Annotated in this window: 15 protein-coding genes; 9 read left to right on the top strand and 6 right to left on the bottom strand. The window is 66.8% G+C overall.

Annotation, left to right across the window (positions count from 1 at the left end):
* Positions 1-16: 16 nt before the first annotated feature.
* Complete coding sequence (locus tag ACV7NQ_RS19500; RefSeq protein ID WP_463360964.1) at positions 17-889, bottom strand: SDR family oxidoreductase; 873 nt, start codon at positions 887-889, stop codon at positions 17-19.
* A 91-nt stretch (positions 890-980) separates the two neighbouring features.
* Between ACV7NQ_RS19500 and ACV7NQ_RS19495 the strand changes: the two genes are divergently transcribed.
* From ACV7NQ_RS19495 to ACV7NQ_RS19475, 5 genes are all read left to right on the top strand, one after another.
* On the top strand, positions 981-1,745 hold the full coding sequence (locus ACV7NQ_RS19495; protein ID WP_463360963.1) for an enoyl-CoA hydratase family protein: 765 nt from the start codon (positions 981-983) through the stop codon (positions 1,743-1,745).
* A 12-nt stretch (positions 1,746-1,757) separates the two neighbouring features.
* Positions 1,758-2,639, top strand: a complete 882-nt coding sequence (locus ACV7NQ_RS19490) for a CoA transferase subunit A (protein ID WP_463360962.1) — start codon at positions 1,758-1,760, stop codon at positions 2,637-2,639.
* Between the two features lie 46 nt (positions 2,640-2,685).
* Positions 2,686-3,444, top strand: coding sequence for a CoA-transferase subunit beta (locus ACV7NQ_RS19485; protein ID WP_463360961.1), 759 nt, complete (start codon positions 2,686-2,688; stop codon positions 3,442-3,444).
* Positions 3,441-4,535 carry an NAD(P)H-dependent flavin oxidoreductase gene (locus tag ACV7NQ_RS19480; protein ID WP_463360960.1) on the top strand — a complete coding sequence of 365 codons (1,095 nt, stop codon included), beginning with the start codon at positions 3,441-3,443 and terminating at the stop codon, positions 4,533-4,535. The genes ACV7NQ_RS19485 and ACV7NQ_RS19480 overlap by 4 nt, the downstream gene beginning before the upstream one ends.
* Before the next feature lie 312 nt (positions 4,536-4,847).
* Entirely contained in the window at positions 4,848-5,438 is a 591-nt protein-coding gene (locus tag ACV7NQ_RS19475; RefSeq protein ID WP_463360959.1) for a YbhB/YbcL family Raf kinase inhibitor-like protein, read from the top strand.
* 1,196 nt (positions 5,439-6,634) lie between these two features.
* Here ACV7NQ_RS19475 and ACV7NQ_RS19470 read toward each other — a convergent pair.
* From ACV7NQ_RS19470 to ACV7NQ_RS19450, 5 genes are all read right to left on the bottom strand, one after another.
* Positions 6,635-7,825: an acetyl-CoA C-acetyltransferase gene (locus ACV7NQ_RS19470; protein ID WP_463360958.1), complete on the bottom strand. Its 1,191-nt coding sequence runs from the start codon at positions 7,823-7,825 to the stop codon at positions 6,635-6,637.
* A gap of 22 nt (positions 7,826-7,847) precedes the next feature.
* Complete coding sequence (locus tag ACV7NQ_RS19465; RefSeq protein ID WP_463360957.1) at positions 7,848-8,528, bottom strand: TetR/AcrR family transcriptional regulator; 681 nt, start codon at positions 8,526-8,528, stop codon at positions 7,848-7,850.
* Positions 8,529-8,587: 59 nt separating this feature from the next.
* Positions 8,588-9,322 (bottom strand): hypothetical protein, encoded by a 735-nt coding sequence (locus ACV7NQ_RS19460; RefSeq protein WP_463360956.1) that lies wholly within the window; start codon positions 9,320-9,322, stop codon positions 8,588-8,590.
* Between the two features lie 202 nt (positions 9,323-9,524).
* On the bottom strand, positions 9,525-10,322 hold the full coding sequence (locus tag ACV7NQ_RS19455; RefSeq protein WP_463360955.1) for an SDR family oxidoreductase: 798 nt from the start codon (positions 10,320-10,322) through the stop codon (positions 9,525-9,527).
* A gap of 76 nt (positions 10,323-10,398) precedes the next feature.
* Positions 10,399-11,592: an acyl-CoA dehydrogenase family protein gene (locus tag ACV7NQ_RS19450; protein ID WP_463365745.1), complete on the bottom strand. Its 1,194-nt coding sequence runs from the start codon at positions 11,590-11,592 to the stop codon at positions 10,399-10,401.
* A 97-nt stretch (positions 11,593-11,689) separates the two neighbouring features.
* On the opposite strand from ACV7NQ_RS19450, the gene ACV7NQ_RS19445 reads away from it, so the two are divergent.
* The 4 genes from ACV7NQ_RS19445 to ACV7NQ_RS19430 are packed head-to-tail and all read left to right on the top strand — an operon-like array spanning position 11,690 to position 16,333.
* Positions 11,690-13,240, top strand: a complete 1,551-nt coding sequence (locus ACV7NQ_RS19445; RefSeq protein ID WP_463360954.1) for a FadD3 family acyl-CoA ligase — start codon at positions 11,690-11,692, stop codon at positions 13,238-13,240.
* Complete coding sequence (locus tag ACV7NQ_RS19440) at positions 13,240-14,163, top strand: enoyl-CoA hydratase (protein WP_463360953.1); 924 nt, start codon at positions 13,240-13,242, stop codon at positions 14,161-14,163. The genes ACV7NQ_RS19445 and ACV7NQ_RS19440 overlap by 1 nt, the downstream gene beginning before the upstream one ends.
* Entirely contained in the window at positions 14,163-15,305 is a 1,143-nt protein-coding gene (locus ACV7NQ_RS19435; protein WP_463360952.1) for an acyl-CoA dehydrogenase family protein, read from the top strand. The genes ACV7NQ_RS19440 and ACV7NQ_RS19435 overlap by 1 nt, the downstream gene beginning before the upstream one ends.
* Positions 15,302-16,333 (top strand): acyl-CoA dehydrogenase family protein, encoded by a 1,032-nt coding sequence (locus ACV7NQ_RS19430; RefSeq protein ID WP_463360951.1) that lies wholly within the window; start codon positions 15,302-15,304, stop codon positions 16,331-16,333. Before ACV7NQ_RS19435 ends, ACV7NQ_RS19430 begins: the two co-directional genes overlap by 4 nt.
* The last annotated feature ends 92 nt before the right edge of the window (positions 16,334-16,425 follow it).

Here is a 16,425-nt window from a genome sequence, read left to right as displayed (position 1 = left end):
TTCGGGTTCGGTTTGTTCAGGCCTGTGCGGGCCCTTGGCCGGAAGCCGCCGCGTTCGCCACAGTGCCGACGGCCGCATTCGGCACAGTGCCGACGGCCGCATTCGGCACAGTGCCGACAGCCGCATTCGACGCGGCCAGGAATGCGGGGCGCTCGCCGCCGCCGTGGACGAGTAGCGTGGCGCCGCTGACATAGGCGGCCAGCGGTGAGGCGAGGAAGGCCGCACAGCGGCCGATGTCCTCGGGCCGGGCCATGCGCCCGAGCGGGATGGTCTCCCCCACCGCGTCGATGCCGTCCTGATCGCCGTAGTGCAGCTGACTCTGTTCGGTCTCGACGGGACCGACGACGAGCGAGTTGACCCGGACCTTGGGCGCCCATTCGACGGCGAGCGAGGAGGTGAGGCTGTCGATGCCCGCCTTGGCGGCGCCGTAGGCGGCGGTGCCCGGCGAGGGCCGGTGCCCGCTGACGCTGGAGACCATCACGATCGATCCGCCACTGGACTGCTGCTGCATCACTGCATTGGCGGCCTGCGAAACCAGCAGCGGCGCAAGTAGATTCAGTTCGATGATCTTGGCGTGGAAGTTGCGGCCGGCGTCGGCGGCGAGGGCGAAGGGAGCGCCGCCCGCGTTGTTGATCAGGTGGTCGAGGTGGCCGTGCCGCTCGACGATCGAGTCGACCATGGCCCGCACGGCGGCGGAATCGCGCACATCGCAGGGCAGGTATTCGATCTCCCGTCCACCGCTGCGCACCGGGCCGTCGGCCGGTCGGCGCGCACAGGCGATCACGGTCGCACCCGCGGCGAGAAATGCCTTGCTCACCCCAGCGCCCACACCGCGCACACCTCCGGTGACCAGAACGACGCTGCCGGCGAGATCGATTTCGAGTGCCACCGTGCTAACCTACCAAGCAACTGCTTGCTTCGCCAATGCGCTGGGCTTATTCGACCGCCGGGTCGGTCCGGCACGCACGATGGGACACGCGATGGGGATCAACCGTCACTCCGAATCAACCGGGATCACCGTGGTCACGGTCGACTACCCGCCGGTCAACGCCATACCGTCGGACGGCTGGTTCGCCATCGCGGACGAGCTGCGCGCGGCCGGACGCGACCCGGAGACCAAGGTGGTGGTACTGCGGGCGGAGAACCGCGGATTCAATGCCGGTGTCGATATCAAGGAGATGCAGCGGACACCCGGCCACCAGGCATTGATCGACGCGAATCACGGCTGCTTCGAGGCGTTCGCCGCGGTCTACGACTGCCCGGTGCCGGTGATCGCGGCCGTGCAGGGCTTCTGCCTCGGCGGCGGCATCGGACTCGTCGGCAACGCCGACGTCGTAATCGCCTCCGACGACGCCACTTTCGGCCTGCCCGAAGTAGACCGCGGCGCACTCGGCGCGGCCACGCACCTATCGCGGCTGGTGCCGCAGCATCTGATGCGGGCGCTGTTCTACACCGCGAGCACCATCACCGCACAGCAGCTACAGCACTTCGGCTCGGTGTACCAGGTGGTCCCCCGCGCCGAACTCGACGCCGCCGCACTGGAAGTCGCCAAGAACATCGCGGCCAAGGACGGCCGGGTGATCCGGGCGGCGAAGCGGGCGCTCAACGGCATCGACGTGCAGGACGTGCACCGCAGCTACCGCTACGAGCAGGGCTTCACCTTCGAGCTGAACCTGGCCGGTGTCGCGGACGAGATCCGGGCCCGGTTCGACGACGATCTGGCCGCGCGCAAGGCCGGCGAATAGGAGCGGAAAGTCATGCGAGACAAACGAATGTCGCTCGACGAGGTCGTCGGCGAACTGCGCAGTGGAATGACCATCGGCATCGGCGGCTGGGGTTCGCGGCGCAAGCCGATGGCCCTGGTGCGGGCCATCCTGCGCTCGGACATCACCGACCTGACCGTGGTGAGTTACGGCGGTCCGGATCTCGGACTGCTCTGCTCGGCGGGCAAGGTCCGCAAGGCGTATTACGGCTTCGTGTCACTGGATTCGCCGCCGTTCTACGATCCGTGGTTCGCCAAGGCGCGCAGCTCGGGCGCGCTGGTCGCCCGCGAGATGGACGAGGGCATGCTCCAGTGCGGGCTGGAGGCGGCCGCGGCGCGACTGCCATTCCTGCCGATCCGCGCCGGGCTCGGCTCGGATGTCCCGAACTTCTGGGAGGGCGAGCTGAAGACGGTCGCATCGCCCTACCCGGGGCAAGACGGCACACCGGAGACTTTGATCGCCATGCCCGCGCTGAATCTCGATGCGGCGCTGGTGCATCTGAACCTGGGCGACCCGCACGGCAATGCCGCCTACACCGGCGTCGATCCCTATTTCGACGACCTGTTCTGCCTGGCGGCGCAGCGGCGCTATGTCTCGGTGGAACGCGTGGTGGAGACCGAGGAGCTGGTGAAAACCGTTCCGCTGCAGTCACTGCTACTCAACCGCATGATGGTCGACGGCGTGGTGGAAGCGCCCAACGGCGCGCATTTCACCCTGGCCGGTGAGAGCTACGGCCGGGACGAGAAGTTCCAGAAGCACTATGTCGAATCCGCCAAGACGCCAGAAGCTTGGCAGGAATTCGTCGATAAATACCTGGCCCGCTCCGAGGAGCAGTACCAGGCCGCCGTGCGCGAGTTCGCGGAAGGTCGCGCGTGATGACAGCAGTGGACCGGGTGTCCCGCATGACACAGGAGGCGTCGCGATGACCAGCACCGAAACCATCACCAGGGCCGAGGTGTGCGCGGTCGCCTGCGCGGAGATCTTCCATGGCGCGGGGGAAATCATGGCAAGCCCCATGTCGCCGATGTCCATCATCGGCGCACGCCTCGCCAAGCTCACCACCGAACCGGATCTGCTGCTCTCCGACGGCGAGGCGCTGCTGCTCGCCGAGACTCCTCCGCTGGGCGGCAAGGCGCCGATCGAGGGCTGGATTCCGTTCCGGAAGGTCTTCGACGTGGTGGCTTCCGGCCGCAGGCACGTGGTGATGGGCGCCAACCAGATCGACCGGTTCGGCAACCAGAACCTCTCGGCGTTCGGCCCATTGCAGCAACCCACCCGGCAAATGTTCGGCGTGCGCGGCGCGCCGGGCAACACCGTCAATCACGCCACAAGCTACTGGGTTGCGCGGCACACCAAGCGGGTGTTCGTCGAGCAGGTCGACATTGTCTCCGGTGTGGGTTACGACAAAGTGGACCCGGCCAACCCGGCCTACCGCTTCCTGCACCTGCACCGCGTAGTGACCAATCTGGGCGTCTTCGATTTCGAAGGTCCCGATCACACCATGCGCGCCCGCAGCCTGCACCCCGGCGTCACCGCCGACGAGGTCGCCGAGAACACCTCGTTCGAGATCGCGGGCCTCGCCGACGCAGGCGAGACGCGGCTGCCGACCGTCGAGGAGCTGCGGCTGATTCGAGAGGTGCTCGACCCCAAGATGATTCGCGAAACCGAGGTCCCGTCATGACCGCGCAGCTACACACCGCGCTGACCGATCTGGTCGGCGTCGAACACCCGATCGTGCAGACCGGCATGGGCTGGGTGGCAGGTCCGAGCCTGGTCTCGGCAACCGCCGAGGCGGGCGGCCTCGGCATCCTCGCCTCGGCCACCATGACCTTCGCGGAGCTGAAGGCGGCCATCACGAAGACCAAGGAGCACACCGCGAAACCGTTCGGCGTGAATATCCGCGCCGACGCCGCGGACGCCCCGGAGCGAATCGATCTGCTGATCCGGGAGAAGGTCGCCGTCGCGTCGTTCGCGCTCGCGCCCAAACAGGATCTGATCGCGAAGCTGAAAGACGCAGGCGTGGTAGTGATTCCGTCGATCGGTGCGGCCAAGCACGCGGTGAAAGTAGCGTCCTGGGGTGCGGACGCGGTGATCGTGCAGGGCGGCGAGGGCGGCGGGCACACCGGCCCGGTCGCCACCACCCTCCTGCTGCCCTCGGTGCTGGACGCGGTGGACATACCCGTGGTCGCGGCGGGCGGGTTCTTCGACGGGCGCGGCCTCGCCGCCGCCCTCGCCTACGGTGCGGCAGGTGTCGCGATGGGCACTCGGTTCCTGCTCACCCAGGAGAGCACGGTGCCCGACGCCGTCAAGCAGGAGTACCTGAGCAGGCAGCTCCAGGACACGGTGGTCTCGCTGAAGGTCGACGGCATGCCGCACCGCGTCCTGAATACCGAACTGGTGCAGCGCCTGGAACATTCGGGACGATGGCGTGGGCTCGCCGCAGCGGTCGGCAATGCCGCCCGGTTCAAAAGCATGACCGGCATGAAGTGGTCCACCATGATCCGCGACGGCCTGGCGATGCGAAAGACCAAGGACCTCAGCTGGTCTCAGGTCGTGATGGCGGCGAATACACCGATGCTGCTGCGCGCTGGGTTGGTCGAGGGCAATACCGAGGCGGGTGTGCTCGCCGCGGGTCAGGTGACAGGGATCATCGATGATCTGCCGACGTGCAAGGAACTGATCGACCGGATTGTGACGGACGCGGTCGCGCGGATCGAGGCGATCGACGCGCTCGCCGACCGCGCGGAAACCGCTGCGGGCCATCCCGAGTGACGTACGTGCTGCCTTCGGTCCAGTGGACCAAAGGCTCTCGCTTTCGCTCTGTCAATGCGGCATACCCACCGACCTCGCGCGCGACCATCCCCGGCACGCGCCCGGGTGAACCCACTTCACCCCTTCCTGGGAGGTAAGACCCGTATACGCCGGAAAGGGGCAATGACGATCACACGGTGCTGTCGGCCTCGGCCAGTCGGCCCTCTGAATCCGAGCACGGAGATTGCCTGTTTGCGCAGGGCAGCGCTTTCTTGCCCCAGCCCGAGGCGGACCAGTCTGGTTGGCCGGGCATCCTCGGCCTACTGTTGATCTATGACCATGTACCGGGTTCGCCTGGTATCTGCCGCAGCCCTCTCGGCGCTGGGGATCGTCGCGGCATGCGGCGACACGGGCGAATCGAAGGACTCGACGACCACAATCACCACCACTCGAGCGGAGGCCACGATGCCTGCGACCAACGAGATCAGTGTGACCAGTAGCGCTTTCGCCGACGGCGCTCCCATTCCGGCAGTCTACTCGTGCACCGGAAACAACGAGCCACCCCCGCTGACCTGGACCGTACCGACGCAAGCCGTCCGGCTGGCCCTGATCATGGACGACCCGGACGCGGTCGGCGGCCTGTTCACCCACTGGGTGGTCAGCAACATCCCACCGACCACGACATCCAGCCAGGAGGGGCAGGCACCGCAGGGCGGTGTAGTCAGCGCCAACAGCGCGGGCAGCGCCGGTTATCTCGGACCGTGCCCACCGGCCGGGACCGGAGTGCACCACTACCGGTTCACCGTGCACGCGCTGTCACACCCGGTCGTATCGAGCCCGGAAACCTCAGTGGCTCAGGCGAAATCCGCGATCGAAGAAGCCAGTGTCGGATACGGCCGGTTGGTCGGCACCTACACCAGTTGACATTTTCCGCCGGTCAAGTGTCTGACGAGCGCGGCAAGGACGGCAGGCGTAGTGACGAACAGGCCGACTATGACGGTTGAGATGGTGCCGATGCCGCACCGGCAGCCCATCACCGTGGAAGAATTCGACGCTCTGTCTGTCGACACCAGCCATAGGTACGAGATCGAGAACGGATTCTTGCTCGTGAACGCTCGCTCAGCGGCGCCGCACAGCCGCGCCATCAATCTGTCGGCCTCACCATCTATACCCTGGACATCACCGGCGAGTACCACGTCACGCCGAGGGCAACCGGTGCTGTGAAAGTGGAGACCCCCTTCCCGCTCACCATCGACTTGGACTCTCTGACCGGTCGCCGCATCGTGGGCAGCTGAGCAGCCGTGCCCGAGGTCCGGCCCTCGAGCTCGGGTTCAGGCGGTTGTCTCGTCGGCCAGACGCTGTAAATAGATGGCGAACTGGCGACGGTCGTGTTCATCCCATTCGGCGGTGAGTTGATCGAAGCAGCGGTTGCCATTTCACCAACAACGGGCACAGCTACGAACTGTTCACCACTGTCCCGTGACCTCGGCAGCACGTCGGCCGACTCGAAGTCTGTGACAAACTCCTTGAATCCGCGAATCCGAGCAGTCACGCCGTAGGAGTGTGCGGGTCAGGTGCCGATCACGATGAGATGTCGACCTCGTCACGATGGACCGGCTGTGTGACCGACCGATACAGCTTCGGCACCGCGCGCTTGGTGGTTCGCCCGCACCCGGCCGCGGCGATCGTGTCCAGCTTCGCCGATGGCAACCCCGGATCGGTTCGTCGCACCACCAATCCCCAGGCCCCAGCCCGGTGTCGGTGAATCAGTCCTCGGCCATCGGCTCCAGCTCGGTAAGCATTCCGCGTTGGTTCACTTCACGCGCCAATGATTTGTTCTGAGCGCAAAGCATTTCGATTGTCGATACAGAGATCAGTGCGGGCTTGCACAATCACTGCCTGACCTCGCCATGCACACAACGGTCTCGACCAGGTCGGAATCGTTGAACTTCCCGGCAGATCCTCGCTTGAACTCCGTGGTCAGTGTCTCGCCACCGTCGATGAGCTCTCGGACGCGCGCGCTATCCATATGCGCATTGTATGCATAACTTTACATCAAGGTGTGTTTAATATGTCATTAACTTCAAAATTATGCATAAACACCGCTCACCTGTGCGGGGTCAGCGGGAAAGGCGCTCGATGATGGTGACGTTTGCCGTGCCGCCACCCTCGCAGATGGTGAGCAGGCCGTAGCGGCCGTTGATGCGCTCCAGCTCGTTCAAAAGCGTCGCGAAAAGCTTTGCGCCCGTTGCCCCGAGCGGGTGGCCGAGGGCGATGGCGCCGCCGTTGACGTTGACCCGTTCCGGGTCCGCGCCGGTCTCCTTCAGCCAGGCGAGGACAACCGGGGCGAACGCCTCGTTGATCTCGATCACGTCGATGTCATCGATGGTGAGACCGGTCTTATCCAGTGCCCACTTGGTCGCCGGGATCGGCGCGCTCAGCATGAAGATCGGGTTTGCACCGCGCGCGCTGACGTGGTGGATCCGAGCCCGCGGCTTCAATCCGTATGCCTCGACGGCCCATTCGGAGGCAAGCAGGGTGGCGCTGGCGCCGTCGGAGATCTGGCTGGCCACCGCGGCGGTCAGCGGACTGCCCTCGGCGAGCGCGGGCAGCGCGGCCATCTTCTCCAGGTTGGTCTCGCGCGGTCCCTGGTCGATCCAAAAGTCGCCGACCGGCACGATCTCCCGGTCGAATCGACCGTTCTTGATCGCCGCGCGGGCCCGCTCGTGGCTGCGCAAAGCCCAGCGCTCCATGTCTTCTCGGCTGATGTCCCATTTCTCGGCGATCAGCTGCGCACCGTTGAACTGCGAGATCTCGCCGGTGCCGTAGCGGTGATCCCAGCCCGTGGCGCCGACGAACGGCGAATCGAACCCGTACTCCTTGCCCGCCAGCATGGCCGCGGAGATCGGGATGGCGCTCATGTTCTGCACACCGCCCGCGACGATGACCTCGGCGGTGCCGCTCATGATGGCCTGTGCGCCGAAATTGATGGCCTGCTGGGAGGATCCGCACTGCCGGTCGACCGTGACGCCGGGAACTTCCTCCGGGTAACCGGCGGTGAGCCACGCGGTACGGCCGATATTGCCCGCCTGCGGGCCGATGTTGTCGACACAGCCGACGATCACGTCATCGACCACCGCGGGGTCGATCATGTTGCGGTCCAACAGACCTCGCAACGCGGCAGCGCCGAGATCGGCGGGGTGCACACTGGCCAGCGCGCCATTGCGCTTGCCGACCGGGGTGCGCACCGCGTCGATCACATAGGCATCCCGCAGCGGGGCGTAGGGGCGGCGAGCGGATGGTGCTGACATCAAAGAACTCCTACTTGGTGTGCTACTCGGCGGGAGCGACGGGCCCGGAGGTGGATGCCTGCGCAACCACGGGGGGCCCCGCGACTGCCGAACTGGATTCCGACATGGTGAGCCCGTCGAGCACGATGGTCAGGTATTGCTTGGCAAGGTTGTCGACGGTGATGACGCCTCCCGGCTCGTACCACCGCACCGCAACCCACACCGTGTCGCGCAGGAACCGGAAGGCCAGTTCGACATCGAGTTCGGGCCGGAAGCTGCCGTCCTGCACGCCGTTGGTCAACACCCGATGCCAGAGCTCACGGAATTCTCGGTTGTAGTCGGCGATGTAGGTAAACCGCTCCGAATCACGCAGCCGCTTGGCCTCCGCCTGGTAGATCGCCACCGCCGCATGTGAACGGTCGAAGGACTCATAGGACGCGATCACCAAGGCTTCCAAGGTATCTCGCGCGCTGAGCCCCGAGCCGACGATCTCCCGGTAGCGCCCGAACAGATCGTCGAGGAAGCCGCGCAGGATCTCGTCGACCATCGACTCCTTGGAATCGAAGTGGTGGTAGAGGCTCCCCGATAGGATTCCGGCCGCGTCGGCGATATCGCGCACGGTCGTCGCGCGCAAGCCCCGCTCGGCGAACAGTGCGGCCGCCAGCGCGAGCAATTCGGTGCGCCGTGCCGATTTCGAGGCGTCTGGTGCGGTCACAGTGGTCATAATACAACCAAGCATTTGCTTGGTCGAGCGCCACACCGGTTATTCAACGAACCCCGCGCTCAACGAACCGAGTACCGCAGGGGCGAGGACATCGAGAGATCCGCCAGCAGCCGGTCGCAGATCACCACCGGCGAGATGCCCGCCCGAACCATCCGCGCCACCAGCGCCAAACGTCGCTCGCAGCTGTCCCATTCGACCGTGAGCTGCCCGCGACCCGGCCCCGCGTCCACCGTGGCCATCACCCGGGGCGGACCGAACGGCACCGCTTCCTCTCTGAGCTTCAGCACCATGCCGCGCTGCCATGCCTGATAAGTGTCCATGTCGGCACCGATCACCAACTTGTCGGTGGCGGCGGACAGTCCCTGCGCGATCTCGTCCGCGAACGCGACGCGATCGAACCGGAACTGCCTGCACTTGCGGACCACCTCGAGCAGATCGGCTCGCACCTCGTACAGCCGCGCGGTCTGCCGCTGTCTTCGCCGGTCCTGTTCGGTGGGCGCCACGCCGGGCTCGGCGTTGAGCCCGATCCGGCAGGCCCGCTCGTGATCGCGAGCCATATCCGCGCGCAGCGCGCCGCGCGGATCGCGCGCGACCGCGCGCTCGTCGACGGCAAACAGTTCCAGGATTTGCGCGGCCCTGGCCGCGGTCGCCCGCTCGGACAGGTGGTCCATCAGTTCGGCGCCGAAGGTCAGCGCGGCCAGTACCCGGCTGTCCAGACTGCGTCTGGCCAACACCACTTCGCGCACCAATTCGAGTTCCAGCTGTTCGCGGGCAAGTGGGCGATCCGGGCCCATAGCCATCGCCCCTTTGGGAAGTGCAGGATCCGACCTTTCCTAGCATGGCACACCTCGCTGCGCAACGCGCCGTCCTTTTTTTACCTGATCAGACGCCCACTTCGGCAGCGAGGACAGAGGACAGAAGGCGATCGCATCAAGGCGCTACCGACCACCACGCGCGAGTCTTACGAGCGCCGCAGGCGCGGCAAATCAAACACAGTCAGGCGCGTTGGCTGCTCACCGAGACGACCTCACCGGTCAGGTACGAGGTGTAATCGCTGGCCAACATGGCGATGGTGGCGGCTACTTCCCACGGTTCGGCGGCGCGGCCGAAGGCCTCGCCCTCGGAGAGCCGGTCGAGCAATTCGGTCGAACTGACCTTGTCCAGGAATGCGTGCCTCGCGATGCTCGGGGCCACCGCATTGATCCGGACGCCGAGTTCGGCGGCCTCGATCGCGCTGCATCGGGTCAGTGCCATCACGCCCGCCTTGGCCGCGGCGTAGTGGGCCTGGCCGTATTGGGCGCGCCAGCCGAGGACGCTGGCATTGTTGACGATCACGCCGCCATGGCCCGCATCACGGAAGTAGCCGAGTGCGGCGCGGGTGCAGCGGAAGGTGCCGTTGAGGGTGATGTCGAGGACGCGGTCCCACTGTTCGTCGGTCATGTCGACCACCGGGGTCTCGCCACCGAGTCCGGCGTTGTTGACCATGATGTCGATGCGGCCGAGCGCGGTCGCCGCGCCGCGCACCAGCTCGTTCACCTGCTCGGTGCTCTGCACGTCACAGGCGATCGATGCGACTCGGCGATCCGGGAACTCGGCCTTCAGCTCGATTTCGGTTTCGGCCAAACGCCGCTCGTGCCAATCGGATACGACGACGTCGGCGCCCTCGGACAGCAGCCTGCGAGCGGTGGCCGAGCCGATGCCGGTGCCCGCGGCCGCGGTGATCACGGCGGTCCGGCCGGTCAGCAGCCCGTGGCCGGGAATGGGCTGTGGCGCAACGGAAAGTGGGCCGGTCATGACTGCGCCTCGCTGACGCTCGGCTCCGTCATACCCGGCCGGGCCGCTGTGTTGATGATTCGCTCGCTCCGCTCGCTCATGATGGACGCGCCTCCCGCGGCAGGCCGAGCACGCGCTCGGAGATGATGTTGCGCTGCACTTCGTTCGAACCTCCGTAGATGGTGTCGGCGCGGGTGAACAAATACAGCCGCTGCCATTCGTTCAGATCGTCTGCATCGGCCACCAGGCCCGCCGGTCCCAGCACAGCCATGGCGAGTTCGCCGAGTCCGCGATGCCAATTGGCCCACAACAGTTTCGAGACCGACGCCTGTCCCCCATCATCGGCGCTCGTGCCCTCCATCGTGCGCAAAGCGTGGGCGCGCAGCACGCGCAGTCCCACCCAAGCCTTGTCGATCCGGTCGGCGATCAGTGGATCGCCGGCCGCGCCGGTGCGGCGGGCCAGCGCCTCGACATCGGCCAGTTCGCGGGCGAACCTGATCTGCTGGCCGAGGGTGGAGATGCCGCGCTCAAAGGTCAGCGTGCCCATGGCGATGCGCCAGCCGTCGCCCGGCGCGCCGACCACCAGGTCCGCGGCGGTGCGCGCGTTGTCGAAGAAGACCTCGTTGAATTCCGAGGTTCCGGTCAGCTGGATGATCGGCCGCACCTCGATACCCGGCTGCTTCATGGGAACCAGCAGGTAGGACAGGCCCTTGTGCCGAGCCGAGCCGCGCTCTGTGCGCGCGACCACGAAGCACCAGTCGGCGACGTGGGCCAGTGAGGTCCAGATCTTCTGGCCGTTGATCGACCATTCGTCGCCGTCCAGGTGGGCCGCGGTGGTGATGGCCGCCAGGTCCGAGCCCGCCCCCGGTTCCGAGTAGCCCTGGCACCACAGCTCGGTCACATTCCGGACACCGGGCAGGAAGCGAGCCTTCTGCTCGTCGGTGCCGAAGGCGATGACCGTGGGGCCGAGCAGCTCCTCACCGACATGCGAGACTCGGGCGGGCGCATCGGCTTTGGCGTACTCCTCATGGAAGATCACCTGCTGCCGCACGGACGCCTCGCGGCCGCCGTATTCCTTGGGCCAGCCCAGGCAGGTCCAGCCGGACGCGGCCAGGTGCCGGTCCCAGGCGAGGCGTTCGTCGAACGCCTCGTGCTCCCGGCCCGGCCCGCCTAGTCCGTGCAATTCACGGAATTCTCCGTTGAGATTCTCTGCCAACCACTCGCGCACTTCTGCGGAAAACCGCGCGTCCTGTGCGGCAGTGTCGGAATCTGAGGTCTGGATCGCAACCACGCCGGTAGGATAACCTACCAAGCACTTGCTTTGTTAGAGCCTGCGGACTTTGACCGAGCATTGGCATCAAATGACCGCACCGACGGTGAGGACAACCGTGACAACCCCTGCTCAAACGACACCGCTGGCCCTGCACGACGCCGCGCGCACCTTCGGCGCCGCACCCGCCGTCGGTGACGGCGATGTGCGGCTCGACTGGACGCAGCTGCTGACGGCGGTCCAGGAGGTGGCGCGGGCATTGATCGCGCGCGGGGTGCAGACAGGCGACCGGGTCGCCATCTGGGCACCCAATACCCACCACTGGGTGATCGCGGCGCTGGGCACCCATTACGCGGGCGCGGCGCTGGTGCCGCTCAACACCCGTTACGTTGCCGACGAGGCCGCCGACGTGCTCGCGCGGGTCGACGCGAAGGCGTTGTTCATCGCGGGCACCTTCCTGGGCCGCGACCGGCTCGCCGAACTGAACGCGGCCGCACCGGAATTGACCATCGATACGGTCGTCGTCATCCCGGTCGAGCCGGGCGCCGAAGCCTCCGGCGAGAACGTGCTGAACTGGTCGGAACTGGCCGGGGTCGCCGAGTCCATCACGGTGGCCGAGGCGCAGAAGCGCGCGTTGGCGGTCGACCCCGAAGACATCTCCGACATCCTGTTCACCTCCGGAACCACCGGGCGCAGCAAGGGCACCCTGGTCGTGCACCGGCAGGCGCTGTCGGTGGTGCGGGCCTGGGCGGAGTGCACCACGCTGAACGGCGACGACCGCTATCTGGTGGTCAGCCCGTTCTTCCACAACTTCGGCTACAAGGCGGGCATCCTGGCCTGCCTGGTCACTGGCGCGACGATCATTCCGCAGCCGGTATTCGACGTGCCCGCCACCATGCGCCTGGTGAGCGAGGAGCAGATCACGGTGCTGCCCGGGCCGCCCACCATCTATCAGACGATTCTCGACTTCCCGGACCGCCACAAGTTCGACCTGGGCACGCTGCGGGTCGCGGTCACCGGCGCGGCGACCGTGCCGGTGGTGCTGGTTGAGCGGATGCGTTCGGAGCTGGACTTCGATGTCGTCATCACCGGTTACGGCCTGTCCGAGGCCGCGGGCTTCGGCACCATGTGCCGCGCGGACGACGACGCCGCGACCATCGCGGGCACCTGCGGGCGGCCGGTCGCCGATTTCGAACTACGGCTCGGACCGGACGGCGAGGTACTGCTGCGCGGCCCGAACGTGATGCTCGGCTATCTCGATGATCCCGAAAGCACCGCCGAGACAATAGATTCCGACGGCTGGCTGCACACCGGTGATATCGGCACCATCGACGAGCGCGGCTATCTGAAGATCACCGACCGGCTCAAGGACATGTACATCTCCGGCGGCTTCAACGTGTACCCGGCGGAAGTGGAGCAGGCGCTGGCCCGGCTCGACGGCGTCGCCGAATCCGCGGTCATCGGCGTGCCGGACACCCGGATGGGCGAGGTCGGTAAGGCATATATGGTCCGCAAGCCGGGCTCCACCCTGACCGACGATCAGGTGCTCGCCCATGCCACCAGCGTGCTGGCCAACTTCAAGGTGCCACGGTTCATCGAATTCCGCGATCAGCTGCCCTACAGCGCCGCCGGGAAAGTGCTCAAGCGTCAACTACGTGAGGAGAAGTAATGTCGGACGAAGCCGGGGATTCCGTTGGGGCGGAGGGGCGGGAGAAACTCGAGGGGGACGTCGTCACCTATGAGCGGCGCGGTCGGGTCGCGATCGTCACCCTGAATCGGCCGGACTACCGCAACGCGCAGAACTCGGTGATGACCTACGCCCTCGATGCCGCGTTCGAGCGCGCCGTCGAGGACGACGAGGTCGGCGTAATCGTATTGGCGGGCAACGGAAAACACTTCAGCGCCGGACACGACATCGGCACCCCCGGCCGCGATCACCATGTGCACTACCCGAACAAGGCAGCGCTGTGGTGGGACCACGTCGACAAGGTCGGCGGCGATCAGCGGTTCGCGCGTGAGCTCGAGGTTTATCTCGGCATGTGCCGTCGCTGGCGTGAGATTCCCAAGCCGACCATCGCAATGGTGCAGGGCGCGTGCATCGCGGGCGGCCTCATGCTCGCCTGGGTGTGCGATCTGATCGTCGCGTCCGACGACGCGTTCTTCTCCGACCCCGTTGTCCGCATGGGCATTCCGGGTGTCGAGTACTTCGCGCATCCCTGGGTGATGGGGCCGCGGGCCGCCAAGGAGTTCCTGTTCACCGGGGACCGCTTCGGTGCGGCGCAGGCCAAGGAATGGGGCATGGTCAATCGGGTCGTGCCGCGTGCCGAGCTCGAGGCCGAGACCCTCGCGCTTGCCGAAAAGATCGCCACCATGCCGCGATTCGGGCTCGCGCTGACCAAGAAGGCAGTGAATCAGGCCGAAGACCTCATGGGTATGCGCTCGGGCATGGATTCGGTGTTCGGACTGCACCACTTCGCGCACGCGCACAATGCGGAGGTGGGCGCCGACTCGTTGGGCGGCATGAACGCCAAGTCCATGAAGGCGACCGCCGACAGCGCGCAGCCAACGTCCGAGCAGAACGGGACAGCGTAGTGGATTTGGATCTCGACCAGGCGACCAAGGAATTCCAGCAGGAAGTCCGCGAATTCCTCGCCGCCAACAAGCCCGCCGAGCCGCTGCCCTCGATGGATACCAGGGCCGGTTTCGAGGCGCACCGCGAGTGGGAAGCCACCCTCGCCGCGGCACGTCTGTCGGTCGTCTCCTGGCAGCCGGAGTACGGCGGCCGCGATGCCTCGCTGCTGGAGTGGGTGCTGTTCGAGCAGGAGTACTACGCCGCCGGCGCGCCGGGGCGGGTCAGCCAGAACGGCATCTTCCTGCTCGCCCCAACGCTTTTCGAACACGGCACCCCCGAACAGCTGGACCGCATCATGCCGCGGATGGCACGCGGTGACGATATCTGGGCGCAGGCGTGGTCCGAGCCCGAGGCGGGCAGCGACCTGGCGGGCATCCGATCCACCGCGCGCCGCACCAAGGGCGGCTGGTTGCTGAGCGGACAGAAGACCTGGAGTTCGCGAGCGTCCTTCGCGGACTGGGCATTCGGACTGTTCCGCAGCGATCCCGAGGCCGAGCGGCACCGCGGACTCACCTATGTGATGTTCCCGCTCTCGGCCGACGGTGTCTCAATCCGCCCGATCCCACAGCTGGACGGCGAGCCCGGTTTCGCCGAGATCTTCCTCGACGACGTCTTCGTCCCCGATCGCGACGTGATCGGCGAGCCGAATGACGGCTGGCGGGTGGCCATGAGCACCTCGAGCAACGAGCGCGGCTTGTCGCTGCGCAGCCCCGGCCGGTTCAGCGCGACCGCGCAGCGGCTGATCGATCTGTGGCTCGACACCGGCGACCGCACCAATACCGCACAGCGCGACGCGGTGGTGGACGCCTGGATCGGCAGCGAGGCCTATCGACTGCACACCTTCGGCACGGTGACCCGGCTGAACGAAGGCGGCAAGCTCGGCGCGGAATCCTCGATCACGAAGGTGTTCTGGTCCGAACTCGATATCGCCATGCACGAGAGCGCGCTGGAGGTACTCGGCGCCGCCGCCGAGCAGTCCGGACCGTGGACCGACGGCTACCTGTTCTCGCTGGCGGGCCCGATCTACGCCGGTACCAACGAGATTCAGCGCAATATTATCGCCGAGCGGCTGCTCGGACTACCGAGAGGGAGCAGCCGATGAGGTTCGCGCTCAGCCCGGAACAACTCGACTTCGGCACCAGCGTGCGCAAGCTGCTCGATGCCGGGCGCACACCCGCCGCGGTGCGGGCCTGGTCCGCCGGTGATCCGCGGCCCGGCCGGTCGCTGATCCGTCAGCTGGCGGGCGCGGGCGTGCTCGGCCTCGCCGTCGAGGAACAGCACGGTGGACTCGGCGCCGAACCGATCGATCTGGTCGTCGCATTCCTGGAGATCGGCCGCGCCGCCGCGCCCGGCCCGCTGGTGGAGACCGCCGCCGCGATTCCCGCGCTGCTGCAGGGCCTTCCGGATGCCGGACTGGCCGGACGCTGGCTGTCTGGTTTCGCGGACGGCGCCGCCCTCGGCACCGTGGCGTTCGCCTCGCCCGATCAGAGCACCATCGCGCTGGATGCCGATACCGCCGAGGTGGTGTTGATCGCGAACGGCAACCAGTTGTTCGTCGCGCACCGGACCGGTCTGGTGCGGTCGGTCGATCCAGCCCGGCGGCTGTTCACCCTCGCACCGGACGAGATGGTCGCCGACGGCGAACAGGTATCCGACGCCATCGCGGTCGCCTTCGACACCGGTGCACTGGCCGCCGCGGCCCAACTGCTCGGCGCGGGCCGGGCCCTGCTGGACGCCGCCACCGGATATGCCAAGCAGCGCAAGCAGTTCGGCAAGCCGATCGGCGAATTCCAGGCCGTCAAGCAGAAGCTGGCCGATGTGCTGATCAGCCTCGACCTGGCCGAGCCACTGCTGTTCCGCGCCGCACTGACCATGGCCGAGACCACCCGCAGCCGCGATGTATCGGCGGCGGTAATCGCCTGCGGCGACGCCGCGTACCAGTCCGCCCGGGCCGCACTACAGGTGCACGGCGCCATCGGCTACACCGCCGAGTACGACCTGTCGCTGTGGCTGACCAAGGTCACCGCGCTCCGGTCCGCTTGGGGCACAACGGATCTGCACCGCTCACGCATCGCCCGCGCCCTGCGCGACGAAGCCGTGCGCGACCGAGCTCTGCGAGGCGCGATATGACCGACACCGGCCGGCATCCTGGCGCACCCTGTACGACTGGCGCGCAGTATCAGGGGGCCACCATGTCAGCCCGGTTCCACAGCATCCGTGTT

It is taken from the genome of Nocardia sp. Tas62D01, from assembly GCF_055232035.1.
This window is presented reverse-complemented; position numbering and strand designations above follow the sequence as displayed.